15 protein-coding genes are annotated in these 11,927 nt (G+C 74.2%); 7 read left to right on the top strand and 8 right to left on the bottom strand.

The window, feature by feature from the left end:
• The 3 genes from mftC to mftA are packed head-to-tail and all read right to left on the bottom strand — an operon-like array spanning nucleotide 1 to nucleotide 1,642.
• A complete protein-coding gene (gene mftC / locus P0L94_00205; protein ID WES64505.1) occupies nucleotides 1-1,278 on the bottom strand; it encodes a mycofactocin radical SAM maturase in 1,278 nt (425 codons plus the stop codon).
• Nucleotides 1,275-1,544: a mycofactocin biosynthesis chaperone MftB gene (gene mftB, locus P0L94_00200; protein WES64504.1), complete on the bottom strand. Its 270-nt coding sequence runs from the start codon at nucleotides 1,542-1,544 to the stop codon at nucleotides 1,275-1,277. Before mftB ends, mftC begins: the two co-directional genes overlap by 4 nt.
• 2 nt (nucleotides 1,545-1,546) lie before the next feature.
• The gene (gene mftA, locus P0L94_00195; protein WES64503.1) at nucleotides 1,547-1,642 is read right to left on the bottom strand and encodes a mycofactocin precursor MftA; all 96 of its coding nucleotides are present in this window, start codon (nucleotides 1,640-1,642) and stop codon (nucleotides 1,547-1,549) included.
• Between the two features lie 68 nt (nucleotides 1,643-1,710).
• Here mftA and mftR point away from each other — a divergent pair, with 68 nt between their 5' ends.
• A complete protein-coding gene (gene mftR / locus P0L94_00190; GenBank protein WES64502.1) occupies nucleotides 1,711-2,391 on the top strand; it encodes a mycofactocin system transcriptional regulator in 681 nt (226 codons plus the stop codon).
• Nucleotides 2,388-4,031 (top strand): GMC family oxidoreductase N-terminal domain-containing protein, encoded by a 1,644-nt coding sequence (locus P0L94_00185; GenBank protein ID WES64501.1) that lies wholly within the window; start codon nucleotides 2,388-2,390, stop codon nucleotides 4,029-4,031. Before mftR ends, P0L94_00185 begins: the two co-directional genes overlap by 4 nt.
• Nucleotides 4,032-4,056: 25 nt before the next feature.
• On the opposite strand, the gene P0L94_00180 is transcribed toward P0L94_00185, so the two are convergent.
• The 5 genes from P0L94_00180 to P0L94_00160 are packed head-to-tail and all read right to left on the bottom strand — an operon-like array spanning nucleotide 4,057 to nucleotide 7,751.
• On the bottom strand, nucleotides 4,057-4,653 hold the full coding sequence (locus P0L94_00180; protein ID WES64500.1) for a GNAT family N-acetyltransferase: 597 nt from the start codon (nucleotides 4,651-4,653) through the stop codon (nucleotides 4,057-4,059).
• A gap of 9 nt (nucleotides 4,654-4,662) precedes the next feature.
• Entirely contained in the window at nucleotides 4,663-5,760 is a 1,098-nt protein-coding gene (locus P0L94_00175) for an ATP-binding cassette domain-containing protein (protein ID WES64499.1), read from the bottom strand.
• Complete coding sequence (locus tag P0L94_00170) at nucleotides 5,757-6,578, bottom strand: ABC transporter permease (GenBank protein WES64498.1); 822 nt, start codon at nucleotides 6,576-6,578, stop codon at nucleotides 5,757-5,759. Before P0L94_00170 ends, P0L94_00175 begins: the two co-directional genes overlap by 4 nt.
• Complete coding sequence (gene modA / locus P0L94_00165) at nucleotides 6,575-7,357, bottom strand: molybdate ABC transporter substrate-binding protein (protein WES64497.1); 783 nt, start codon at nucleotides 7,355-7,357, stop codon at nucleotides 6,575-6,577. The genes P0L94_00170 and modA overlap by 4 nt, the downstream gene beginning before the upstream one ends.
• Before the next feature lies 1 nt (nucleotide 7,358).
• Nucleotides 7,359-7,751, bottom strand: coding sequence for a TOBE domain-containing protein (locus P0L94_00160; GenBank protein WES64496.1), 393 nt, complete (start codon nucleotides 7,749-7,751; stop codon nucleotides 7,359-7,361).
• 154 nt (nucleotides 7,752-7,905) lie between these two features.
• Between P0L94_00160 and P0L94_00155 the strand changes: the two genes are divergently transcribed.
• From P0L94_00155 to P0L94_00135, 5 genes are read left to right on the top strand one after another with little or no spacing between them, the layout of a single operon-like run.
• On the top strand, nucleotides 7,906-9,018 hold the full coding sequence (locus tag P0L94_00155; protein WES64495.1) for a HesA/MoeB/ThiF family protein: 1,113 nt from the start codon (nucleotides 7,906-7,908) through the stop codon (nucleotides 9,016-9,018).
• Entirely contained in the window at nucleotides 9,015-10,253 is a 1,239-nt protein-coding gene (locus tag P0L94_00150) for a molybdopterin molybdotransferase MoeA (protein WES64494.1), read from the top strand. Before P0L94_00155 ends, P0L94_00150 begins: the two co-directional genes overlap by 4 nt.
• Nucleotides 10,250-10,729, top strand: coding sequence for a cyclic pyranopterin monophosphate synthase MoaC (gene moaC / locus P0L94_00145; GenBank protein WES64493.1), 480 nt, complete (start codon nucleotides 10,250-10,252; stop codon nucleotides 10,727-10,729). Before P0L94_00150 ends, moaC begins: the two co-directional genes overlap by 4 nt.
• Nucleotides 10,726-11,694 carry an NTP transferase domain-containing protein gene (locus P0L94_00140; protein WES64492.1) on the top strand — a complete coding sequence of 323 codons (969 nt, stop codon included), beginning with the start codon at nucleotides 10,726-10,728 and terminating at the stop codon, nucleotides 11,692-11,694. Before moaC ends, P0L94_00140 begins: the two co-directional genes overlap by 4 nt.
• Entirely contained in the window at nucleotides 11,694-11,927 is a 234-nt protein-coding gene (locus P0L94_00135) for a MoaD/ThiS family protein (GenBank protein WES64491.1), read from the top strand. Before P0L94_00140 ends, P0L94_00135 begins: the two co-directional genes overlap by 1 nt.

Here is an 11,927-nt window from a genome sequence, read left to right as displayed (position 1 = left end):
TCAGCCCGCGGGCGGGGCGAATCCGGTGAGGGGGTCTTCGGCGCACGCGTGGACGGGCTGGTGGGCCGGCTGCTTCTTGCGCGAGATGGTGACCGTGACCGGGCCCATGCCGGAGCGGACGGGTGGGCCGGATCTCACGGGTGGCGTCGTGCGGTGGGAGTGGTCGCCCATGGGCTTGGGCGGGGTGAGCTTGTCCTTGTCTTTGAGCATCTGCTCGCCGTAGCCCTGCACGCACTCGGGGTCGGGGCCGTCCAGGGGGAGTCCGGTGAAGAACTTCGCGGCCATGCATCCGCCCTTGCACGTGTCGTAGAACGGGCACGACGAGCAGGCGCCGCCGGACTGCGGCTGCCGCAGCCGGGTGAACAGGTCGGAGTCCCGCCACACCGACGCGAACCCGCCGGTGTCGCGGACGTTCCCGGCGAGGAACTCGTCGTGGATCGCGAACGGGCACGCGTACACGTCCCCGACCGGGTCGATCAGGCACACCACCCGTCCCGCGCCGCACAGGTTCAGGCCCGGCAGGGCCTGCCCGTACGCGGACAGGTGGAAGAACGAGTCCCCCGTGAGCACCTGGTCGCCGTGCGCGACGAGCCAGTCGTACAGCTCCTTCTGCTGCTCGGGGAGCGGGTGCAGCTCGTCCCACACGTCCGCGCCGCGCCCCGACGGGCGCAGCCGGGTCAGCCGCAGCTGCGCACCGTACTCATCGGCGAGCGCCTTGAACTCGTCCAGCTGCGAGATGTTGGTGCGGGTGCACACCACCGACAGCTTGAAGTTCTTCATGCCGGCATCGCGCAGGTTCGCCATCGCCCGGATCGCGGTGTCGTAGGACCGGCCGCCGCGGATGGCGTCGTTGACCTCGGCGGTCGCGCCGTCCAGCGAGATCTGCACGTCCACGTAGTCGTTCGCGGCCAGCTGTCCGGCCCGCTCCGGGGTGATCTTCACCCCGTTGGTGGAGAACTTGACCCCCACATGGTGGGCGGTGGCGTAGTCCAGCAGCTCCCAGAAATCCGAACGCACCGTCGGCTCGCCGCCGCCGATGTTCACGTAGAACACCTGCATCCGCTCGAGCTCGTCGATCACGGCCTTCGCCTCATCGGTCGACAGCTCCCGCGGGTCCCGCCGGCCCGACGACGACAGACAGTGCACGCACGACAGGTTGCACGCGTACGTCAGCTCCCACGTCAGGCAGATCGGCGCATCCAGCCCCGACTCGAAGTGGTCCACCAGCCGCAGCGGCTTCACCGGTGCGTCCTGCTCGGCCATCAGTTCCATCGTCATGCCGCACGCTCCTGAATCATCGTCGAATCCGCCAGCGTCGACAGCGCCGACACGTACATGTCACGGGACGCCGCCGGCACCCCCGCCACCTCCATCGCCACCCGCGCGGAGGGCGCATCCGCGAGGCCCTCCACCACCGCCAGCAGCGTGCGGTCCTTCAGGAACGACAGCTTCCGCGTCCCGAAGTGATACAGCAGCGCACCGAACGGCTCAGGCCGCACCGACACCTGAGGATGCAGCCGCCACGCGGCATCGGCATCCAGCACGATCAGTACACGCCGCACATGCCGTCGATGGAGACCTCCTCGACGAGCGCGTCCTCGGCAACAGCCTCGACATCCGTGGTGTTCTCTTCCGGGGTCATCACATGCTCCTTTGCGTGATCGGCTTCCTTGGCGCTCACCGCGCTTGTCGGGATAATAGTGACACTCAGTGCCTGATCGGAAGCAGGCCTTCGGCGTCACGGAAGACGAGGGAGGTTTCGGCATGGGCGACGACGCCATGCCCTCGCGGCCACCCGGTCGCGCCCGGGCGACGACCCACGGGCATCTCAGCCACGTCGCGCTCGAGCTGTTCGTCTCGCGCGGGTTCGACGACACCACGATGGACGACGTCGCCGCGGCGGCGGGGGTGTCGCGCCGCACGCTTTTCCGCTACTACCCGTCCAAGAACGATCTGCCCTGGGGCGACTTCGACGGCATGCTCGCGGCCATGCGCGCGCATCTGGGGGGCATGCCGGCTGACCTGCCGATGGCCGACGCGCTGCGCGAGGCGGTCCTGACTTTCAACACCTTCCCGCCCGCCGAGCGCTCGCTTCACCGCGAGCGCATGCGCCTGCTGCTGACGGTTCCGGCGCTTCTGGCCCATTCGACGCTGCGCTATGCGGAGTGGCGGCAGGTCGTGGCGGAGTTCGCGGCCGCACGCATGGGCCGCTCCCCCGACGACCTCGAACCGCAGGCCGCGGCGTGGGCGTGCCTGGGCGTGTGCATCGCCGCGTACGAGCAGTGGCTCGCCCACGACGACGCCGACCTGCTGCGCCTTCTCGACGCCGCCTTCTCCTGGGTGGGAACCGGGGCGAGCGCGATCGCCGCCGGTGGAGAGGATCGAGTGTGACCCGAACCCTCGTCGTCGGAGCGGGCGGCTCCGGCATCCCGCTCGCTGTCCGCCTCAGCGAAGACCCCGATCGCGAGGTGATCCTGCTCGAGGCCGGGGAGACCGACGCGCCGACGCCGCCGGAGCTGCTCGACGCCTCGACCGTGCAGGGCGCCATGCCCGGGCATCCGGCGAACTGGGCCTACCCGGGCAACCTCACCCCCGACCTGCCGTACATGATCGCCCGCGGACGCATCCTCGGCGGATCCAGCGCCCTCAACGGCGCGTACTTCATCAGGCCGCGGCCGGCCGACACCGCCGCCTGGGCGGCCGACGCGGGACCGGAGTGGTCGTACCAGGCCCTGCTTCCCGCGATGCGGGCGATGGAGACGGATGCCGACCGCCCGGGCACGCCAGAGCACGGCGCCGACGGCCCGATGCCCATCAGCCGGCCGCCGCAGACCGGGCGGGCCGCGCGGGCGTTCACCGCGGCCGCGGCCGAGCTCGGCTACCCCGCCGAGCCGGACAAGAACGGCACCGCGGCGCCGGGCGTGGGGCCGGTGCCGTCGAACGTCGTGGACGGATGCCGCATCAGCACGGCGCTCGCCTACCTCGACGACGTCGCTCGCGGCCGGCTCGAGGTGCGCGGCGACGTCCGGGTGACCCGTGTGCTCATCGAGGACGGACGCGCCGTCGGCGTGCAGACGACCGACGGCGTGATCGACGCCGACGAGGTGGTGCTGTCGGCCGGGGCGATCGGCTCGGCTCACCTGCTGCTGACGAGCGGGATCGGCCCGCGCGAGCAGCTCGAGCCGCTCGGCATCGACGTCGTCGCCGACCTCCCCGTGGGCGCGGCGTTCAGCGACCACCCCGACATCGCCGTGGGCTGGCGATCGCGTCGGCCGGTGTTCGATCCGCGCGAGGACTTCGCGTTCCCCACCGCCCTGAACCTCGACTCCGGCGTCGGCGGCACCCCCGACGGCGACCTCGAGGTGCTGCTGTCGGTCAAGCCGCTGGGGTATCTGCTCACCGGATCGACCCACCCGATGGCGGCCGGCTTCGGGCATGCCCTGCGGCATCCGATCCGCACGCTCCGCTCGCTGCTCGGGTCGTCTGCCCGCCGCATGGCCGAGCAGATCCGCCACTTCCACGATCTGCAGCTCATCGTCGGGCTGCAGGTTCCGGCCGGCCGCGGGACCATCACCCTCACGTCGGCCGACCCCCTGCATCCGCCGCGCATCGACTACCACTACCTCGACGACGCCGGCGACCGGGAGCGCATGCGCGTCGGCATCCGCACCGCCGTCGCACTGCTGCGGACACGTGCGTTCTCGGGGCTCTTCGCCGAGCTGACCGAACTGGACGACGATGTCCTCGGCGACGACGCGCGACTGGACCGGTGGATGCGCGAGCACCTCGGCACGGCGATCCACATGTGCGGCACGGCGCCGATGGGATCGGTCGTCGACGCGCACGGGCGCGTCCACGGTGTGGCGGGGCTGCGCGTCGCCGACACCTCGATCCTGCCGCGCGTGCCCTCGCGCGGGCCGTTCGCGTCGGCCGTTCTCGTCGGCGAGCGGATCGCGGAGCTGATGCGCGCGGAGGAGCCTGCGGCGTCTGGTCGCAGCGCCGCCGAACGGGCGCGGCGCGCCGCGGGCTAGACGCCGACCGGGCCGGGGGCGCGGCTCACAGCATCCGCCCGAAAGCCTGCACGCCCTCGTGGGAGGGCAGCGGTGTGAAGCCGATGCGCTCGTAGAAGGCCAGGGCTCCGGTGTTGCCGGCGTCGGCGACCAGGTGCAGTCCCGTCACGCCGGCCGCGCGGAGGGCGTCGGCGAGCGTGTCGATGAGCCGCCTGCCCCACCCCTGACCCTGAAGCTCGGGGAGCAGGTCGATGTGCAGGTGCGCGGGGTACGTGTCGCCGTACGGCTCGGCTCCCGCGCGACGCGAGGAGGCGTAGATGAGCGTGCCGTCCTGCCGCGTGCGCTCGGACTCCGGCCGCGGCCAGCGCCCGGCGAACCTGGGCCACCACTCGGCGGCGAACCAGTCCTCGAACGCATGCGTGTCCGGGGCGCCGACGGCGTAGCCGACGACACGGCCGTCATCGGTCTCGACGACGAACGCGAACTCCGGATGCCGCGCGACGTAGGGCAGCACGAACACCGCGGCCCACACGTCGTCGTCCTCGAACACGCCGGTCGCGTCGCCCCCGGCATCCGCCGTCTTCAGGCAGATCTCGACGAGGGCGGACTCGTCGCCCGGACGGAACGGTCGGATGTGCGGCACCGGCCGAGTCTACGGCCGCGGGACCAGCCGGACGGCGGCCGGGTCGACCCGCAGCCGCACGGGAGACCCGGGGACGAGCCCGAGGGCGGCGGCGCGGTCGGCAGGCAGGTCGGCGGCGACGTCCGGCTCGCCGGTGCGGATGCGCACGCCCGCCGGCGTCGGCTCCAGTCGCGACACCCGCGCGAGCCACTCGCCGGGCGCGGGCGCGAGCCGCAGCGCGGCGGTCCACGAATCGGCCTCGACGCGCTCGAGCACGACGGACGACGGGCCGAACACGGCAGCCGCCGCGCGGCCGTCCAGAGCGGATGCCGCCTCGGCGGTGACCGGGATGGACACGCGCCGCGTCTCGAGGCCGCCGCCGCGCACGACCCCCTCGACGCGATTGACCCCGGCGACCGCGGCCGCGAACGGCGTCGCGGGTTCGGCGAGGACGGTGCGCACGGGGCCCGCCTGCGTGACCGTGCCGTTCTCGAGCACCGCGAGGCGGGAGGCGAGGGCGACGGCGTCGACGGCGTCGTGCGTTGCCACCACCGCCGTCGTGCGGGTCGCCGCCAGCTGCGAGGCCAGCAGCGCGCGGATGTCGGCCGCGGTGTCGATGTCGAGCGACGTGAGCGGTTCGTCCAGCAGCAGGACGGCAGGCTCGGTCGCCAGCGCGCGGGCGAGCGCGACGCGCTGCTGCTGGCCGCCCGAGAGCTGCGCCGGCCTGCGGGAGCCGACCCCCGCCAGCCCGACGCGGAACAGCCAATCGTCGGCGTCGCGCTCGGCCTGATCGCGCGGGATGCCGTGGGCGCGCGGTCCGAAGACGATGTTCTCGCGCACGCTCAGATGCGGGAAGAGCCGCGCGTCCTGGCCGAGCAGCACGATGCCGCGCCGCGACGGCGGCGTGCGCACGCGCGGCCGGGCGGAGGAGTCCAGCGTCCGCTCCCCCACGCGCACGTGCCCCTCTCGCGAGGGGACGAGCCCGGCGAGCACCGCCAGCAGCGTCGACTTGCCGGCGCCGCTCGGGCCCATCACCGCGAGCGTCTCGCCCGCGGGTACCGCGATGTCGGCGTCGAGGGCGAACCCGCCCCGCTCGAGGACGACCCGTGCATCCAGCGCGGCGGTCATCGTGGAGCCTCCGCCCGCCACGCCCGCACGAGCACGAGCACACCGATCGCGGTCACCAGCAGCAGCAGCGACAGCGCGACCGCGGTGCCCGGCGAGACACCGGCGCCGTTGAAGGCCGTGTAGATGGCCAGCGGCATCGTGCGGGTCACGCCGGGGGCGTTCCCGGCGAACAGCGCCGTGGCGCCGAACTCGCCGATCGCGCGCGCGAAGCACAGCACGATGCCGGCGACCAGGCCCGGCGCCGCCAGGGGCAGCGTCACGCGGCGCAGGATCGTCCAGCGCCCGGCGCCGAGCGCTGCCGCCGTCTGCTCGTACGCGACGCCGGTCGCCCGCAGCGACCCCTCGAGCGCGAGGACCAGGAACGGCAGCGCCACGAAGACCTGCGCGATGACGACGGCCGCCGTGGTGAACGGCAGGCGGATGCCGGCTTCGCCCAGCAGCTGCCCCGCCCACCCGTTGCGGCCGAACAGGAACAGCAGCGACACCCCGCCGACCATGGGCGGCAGCACCAGCGGGATGGTCACGAGGGCCCGCACGACCGCAGCGCCCCGGCGGTTCATGCGCGCGATCGCGAGGGCGAGCGGAACGCCCAGCACGACGCACGCGGCCGTCGCGATCAGCCCCGTCGACAGCGACAGACCGAGAGCCGACAGGGCCTCGGGGGACGTGACGTCGTCCCACAGCGTCGACCAGGCGACGCGGGCCACGAGAGCCGCGAGGGGCACCGTCAGCAGCGCCAGGCCCAGCACGGCCGGCAGGGCCAGCACGCGCGGAACGAATCCGCGCGTGCCCGCCGCCGTCGCCTCGCGCGACGTCACGGCGCCCCGAATCCCCGGTCGGCGAGCACCGCCCGGCCCGTCCCGCCGAGGACGAACGCGACGAAGGCGTCGGCGGCCACCGGATTCGCGGCGTCCGTCAGCGCGGCGATCGGGTAGCGGTTCACGACGTCGGCGGCACCGGCCGCGGCGACGGCCTCGACTCCCGATGCCCGCGCGATGTCGGTGGCGTACACGAGCCCCGCGTCGGCCTCGCCGGCGGCGACCTTGGTCAGCACGGCCGTGACGTTCTGCTCCTCGCTGGCGGGCGTGACCGCAACGCCGGCGTTCGCCAGGAGCGTGGCGGATGCCGCGCCGCACGGCACCGCCGCGGCGCACAGCACGACCGCGGCTTCCGGGTCGGCCAGGTCGCCCAGGTCGGCGACGCCCCGCGGATTGCCGTCGGGCACCGCGATCACGAGGGTGTTCGTGGCGAACACGTGCGGGTCCGCCGCGAGACCGGCGTCCGTCACCGCCTGCATGTTCGCCTCGTCGGCCGACGCGAACACGTCCGCCGGTGCGCCCTCGAGCAGCTGCACGGCCAGCGTGCTCGAGCCGTCGTACACGATGGGGCGCACGGTCAGATCGGGGTGGAGACGCTCGAACTCGGCGGCGAGGTCGTCGAACGCTGACGCGAGGGACGCCGCCGCGTAGACGGTCAGCTCGCCCGCGACGCCGTCGCGGGAGCTCTCGGGCGCGGAGGATCCCGGCGCTCCCGCACATCCCGAGAACGCGAGCGCCGCGGCCGCGAGGGCCGCGAGGGTCAGGGGCGTTCGGCGCATGTCACCGCTTCGGGGTCTCGACGATGACGTTCGTGGCCTTCACGACCGCGACGGCGAGCCCGCCCACCTCCAGGCCGAGGTCGCGCACGGCCTCGGCCGACAGCAGCGACACGACGCGATGCGGACCGGACTGGATGTCGACCTGCGCCATGACGCCGTCGACCTGCACGCGCGTGACGAGCCCGACGAACCGATTGCGCGCACTCGAGAGCACATCGGTCGGGTCGGCCTGCTCGGCGGCCATCGCAGCGGCGCGCTCCGCGAGGGCGTCGCCGGGGATCTCGACCGGCGTCGCGTCGGTGGTCGGCAGGATGCCGGCATCCGTCCAGCGCCGCACGGTGTCGTCGCTCACGCCCAGCAGGCGGGCGGCCTGCGCGATCTTGTAGCTGGCCATGTCGTCACGCTAGCATCCGCATTCGCGGCGGTATCCGCATCATTACTCCGCATCTGCGGTTCGTAAGGTTCGAGACTGCGCGCCGAGGATGACGGGATCGGAACGGATGCCGCCGCCCGGACCACGGCGAGCAGGGGCGCATTAGCCTGGGGGCATGCCCCTCCCCCCTCTCGTGGAGCCGGTGGCCGCCCTGCCGGACGCCGAGCGGGCGCGCACCGCGCGGCACCGCGCCCTCGCGCAGCTCGGCGAGATCGGCCAGCGCCGCCTCGCCGCCGCGCACGTCGCGGTGGTCGGCGCGGGCGGACTCGGCTCTCCCGTCATCCTGGCCCTCGCCGCGGCCGGCGTCGGAACGCTGACGGTCGTCGACGACGACGCGGTCGAGGTCTCGAACCTGCAGCGCCAGGTGATCCACCGCCGCGAGGACGTCGGAGCGGCCAAGGTCGACAGCGCCGCGCGCGCCGCGGCCTCGCTCTCGGACACCGCGGTCCGCGGGATCCGCGAGCGCCTCACGCCCGCGAACGCCGAGGCGATCCTCGCCGGGGCCGACCTCGTCATCGACGGGTCCGACACCTTCGACACGCGCGAAGCCGTCGCGGCGGCGTGCGAAGCGCTCGGCACGCCGCTCGTGTGGGGGACCGTGCAGGAGTTCCACGGCCAGGTGACCGTGTTCTGGACGGCTCCCCCGGCGGGCACGCCGGCCGTGCGGCTCAGCGACCTCTACCCGCCCGGGAGCACCGGCGACGTGCCCACGTGCGCCGACGTCGGCGTCCTCGGAGCGCTGTGCCTGCAGATCGGCTCGCTCATGGCGATGGAGGCCGTCAAGCTCATCGCCGGCATCGGCGAGCCGCTGCTCGGCCGCGTGCTGATGATCGACGCGCTGCGCGGCCGTCAGCGCGAGGTGCCCCTGCGCGCCGCGCGGACGGATGCCGGCGGATCCGTCGCCCACCCCGAGCCCGTCGCCGCGCCCCGGCCCGACCTCGTCTTCGTCGACGCGACCGACCTCGACCCGGATGCCGTCACGATCGTCGACGTGCGCGAGGAGTGGGAGGTCGCCGCCGGCACGATCCGCGGCGCCCGCCATGTGCCGCTGGCCGACGTGCTCGGCGACCCGCGTGCACTCGACGGCTCCGCCGACCTCGTGCTCGTGTGCCAGGCGGGGGTCCGCGCGCGGCGGGCCGCCGAGGCGCTGCGGGACGCCGGCATCCCGGCATCCGTCCTCGTCGGCGGCATGGACGCGTGGACCGCGCACCAGGGAGCCCGCGCATGACCGGGCCGGCTCTCCTCACCGTCGAGGCGCATCGCGCGACGGTGCTCGCGGCCGTCCGCCCGGTCGACGCGATCGAGGTCGCCGTGCGCGACGCGGACGGGCTGACGCTGCGCGAACCCGTGCGTGCGGCGGTCGACATCCCCGTCTTCGACAATTCGGCCATGGACGGCTTCGCGGTCCGCTTCGCCGATGTCGCGCATGCCGCGCCCGACGCCCCCGCGACGCTGCGGGTCGTCGCCGATCTCCCGGCCGGGACCGACCTCGATCCCCCGCTCGGTCCCGGTGAGGCCGCGCGCATCATGACCGGTTCGCCGATGCCCGCCGCCGCCGACACCGTCGTGCCGTTCGAGGACACCACGGGCGGGCTGGCCGACTCGCTCGGCGACATCCTCGTCGAGCGCGCCCCGGCACGACGCGGCGCGCACGTGCGCGTGCACGGCGACGACGCGTCGATCGGCGACGAGATCCTGCCCGCCGGTGTCGCGCTCGGCCCGCTGCAGCGCGCCGCGGCGGCCGCGGCGGGCGTCGATCGCATCGTCGCGGCGCGGCGCCCGCGCGTCGTCGTGGTGTCGACCGGGTCCGAGCTCGTGCCGCCCGGCGAGCCGCTGCGGCGGGGCCAGATCCCCGAGTCCAACAGCGAGCTGCTCACGGGGCTCGCGCGGGACGCGGGCGCCGAGGTCGTGCTGCGCATGACGGTCCACGACGACGGCGACGGCCCGGTGCGCGCCGTGGCCGAGGCGCGCGCGCTCGGCGCCGACGCCATCGTCTTCTCGGGCGGCGTGAGCGCAGGCGCGTACGAGGTCGTGAAGGCGACGCTCGCCGACGCCATGACCTTCACGAAGATCGCGATGCAGCCGGGCAAACCGCAGGGCTTCGGCACCGCCTCCGACGGGACCCTCCTGTTCGGTCTGCCCGGCAACCCCGTCAGCTCGGCGGTGTCGTTCGAGGTGTTCGTGCGCCCGGCGCTGCTGGCGATGCAGGGCCGCACCGAGCTGGCACGCGCGGTGCTGCGGCTGCCGGCCGCGCGCGGCTGGCGCACGCCGCCCGGGCGGCGCCAGTACCTGCCGGTCACCATCGACCGCACCGACCCCGCCGGCTGGCGCGCCGTGCCCGCCACGGGCGGGGGCTCGCATCTGGCCGGGGGCCTCGGCGCCGCCGAGGCTTATGCTGTCGTCCCCGCCGAGACCGAGCGCGTCGATGCGGGCGACGCGGTCGATGTCATGCTGATCTCATGAGCTTCACCCATCTGGATGCCGCGGGCCACGCCCGCATGGTCGACGTGACCCAGAAGCAGCCGACCGTCCGCTCGGCGACGGCGCGCGGGTTCGTCCGCTGCGCGCCCGACGTCGTCGCGGCCCTGCGCGACGGGAGCGTGCCCAAGGGCGACGTGCTCGCCGTGGCGCGTATCTCGGGCATCCAGGCGGCCAAGCGCACACCCGAGCTGCTCCCGCTGGCGCACGTGATCGGCGTGCACGGCGCCGCGGTCGACCTCGAGATCACCGACGAGGGCATCGAGGTCGAGGCGACCGTGCGCACCGCCGACCGCACGGGCGTCGAGATGGAGGCCCTCACGGCCGTCACCGTCGCGGGGCTCGCCGTGGTCGACATGGTCAAGGCGCTCGACAAGGCGACCTCGATCGAGAGCGTGCGCATCGTGGCGAAGACCGGCGGCAAGAGCGGCGACTGGACCCGCCCCGGCGAAGAACGGTGAGCGTCGCGGCGATCCTCCTCGCCGGCGGCCGCGCGACCCGGCTCGGCGGCGCCGACAAGCCGCTGCTGCGCGTCGGCGACGAGACGCTGCTGGACGCCGCGATCGCCGCCGTCCGTGCGGCGGGTTCCGCCGAGATCGTCGCGGTCGGTCCTGATCGCGGCAGGGATGTGACGGCGGTGCGCGAGGATCCGCCGTACGCCGGGCCCGCCGCGGCGGTGGTCGCAGGGCTGCGAGCGCTCGAGACCGACCCGGAGTGGGTGTTCGTCCTCGCGTGCGATCTGCCGCACGTGCGTGAGGCGGTGCGGTTCCTCGCCGACGCCGTCGCCCTCGTCCCCGCCGACACCGAAGGCGTGTGCCTCGCGGACTCCACGTCGCGCCCGCAGTGGCTGACGGGCGTCTATCGCACGAGGGCGCTGCGGGCGGCGGCATCCGCCCTGCCCGACGACGGACGCGACGCCCCGGTGCGGGCGCTCGTGGCCGAACTCGCCGTCGCCGCCCTCGCCGACCCCGGATCGCTGTCGGCCGACGTCGACACGTGGGACGACGCCGCGCGTCACGGAGCGGTGCCCGACGCCTCGACTCGTGCCAGGATCGAATCAGCGGACGGCGGCAGCCGCCGCCGGAACGAGGAGGTCACCATGAGCGATCAGTCAGCGACCCTTCCCCCCGAGGCCCTCGACGAATGGGCCGAGGCGCTGCGCTCGAAGCTGGGCCTGACCGCCGACCAGCTGCCGGTCGCCGCGATCCTCGACCTCGCCCGCGACGCCGCGCACGGCGTGGCCCGCCCTGCGGCGCCGGTGGGCGCGTTCGCGGCGGGCGTCGCCGCGGGACTGGCCGGAGGCGACCCGGATGCCGTCGCCCGCTCCATCGGCGAAGTCGTCAAGCTCGCGCGCGGCGCCGAGCACATCGACGAGGACGTCCAGGCCGAAGAGAGCGTCGACACCGGCGTGAGCGGGATCGCCTAGTGGCGCGGGTGCGCTACTTCGCGGCCGCCGAGGAGGCGGCCGGCCGCGACGAGGAGACCCGCTCGGAGCCGACCCTCGGCGCGCTGCGCGTCGCTGTCGCCCAGGAGTACCCGGGCCTCGTCGGGATCCTTCCCCGCTGCGCCGTCCTCGTCGACGGCGAGCGCGTGGACGACGACACCGCACTGGGCGACGACGAGGTCGTCGACGTCCTGCCGCCGTTCGCCGGCGGCTGA

It is taken from the genome of Microbacter sp. GSS18 (assembly GCA_029319145.1).
Taxonomy (GTDB): Bacteria; Actinomycetota; Actinomycetes; order Actinomycetales; family Microbacteriaceae; genus Microbacterium.
The sequence above is the reverse complement of the archived record's forward strand: the minus strand, read 5'-3'. Positions and strand labels throughout refer to the sequence as shown.

What these genes read in the sequence shown, in the direction of transcription:
- mftC (WES64505.1), bottom strand. Translation starts at nt 1,278, where the DNA reads ATGACGATGGAACTGATGGCCGAGCAGGACGCACCGGTGAAGCCGCTG.
- mftA (WES64503.1), bottom strand. Translation starts at nt 1,642, where the DNA reads ATGACCCCGGAAGAGAACACCACGGATGTCGAGGCTGTTGCCGAGGAC.
- P0L94_00175 (WES64499.1), bottom strand. Translation starts at nt 5,760, where the DNA reads ATGACCGCCGCGCTGGATGCACGGGTCGTCCTCGAGCGGGGCGGGTTC.
- modA (WES64497.1), bottom strand. Translation starts at nt 7,357, where the DNA reads ATGCGCCGAACGCCCCTGACCCTCGCGGCCCTCGCGGCCGCGGCGCTC.
- P0L94_00160 (WES64496.1), bottom strand. Translation starts at nt 7,751, where the DNA reads ATGGCCAGCTACAAGATCGCGCAGGCCGCCCGCCTGCTGGGCGTGAGC.
- P0L94_00155 (WES64495.1), top strand. Translation starts at nt 7,906, where the DNA reads ATGCCCCTCCCCCCTCTCGTGGAGCCGGTGGCCGCCCTGCCGGACGCC.
- P0L94_00150 (WES64494.1), top strand. Translation starts at nt 9,015, where the DNA reads ATGACCGGGCCGGCTCTCCTCACCGTCGAGGCGCATCGCGCGACGGTG.
- moaC (WES64493.1), top strand. Translation starts at nt 10,250, where the DNA reads ATGAGCTTCACCCATCTGGATGCCGCGGGCCACGCCCGCATGGTCGAC.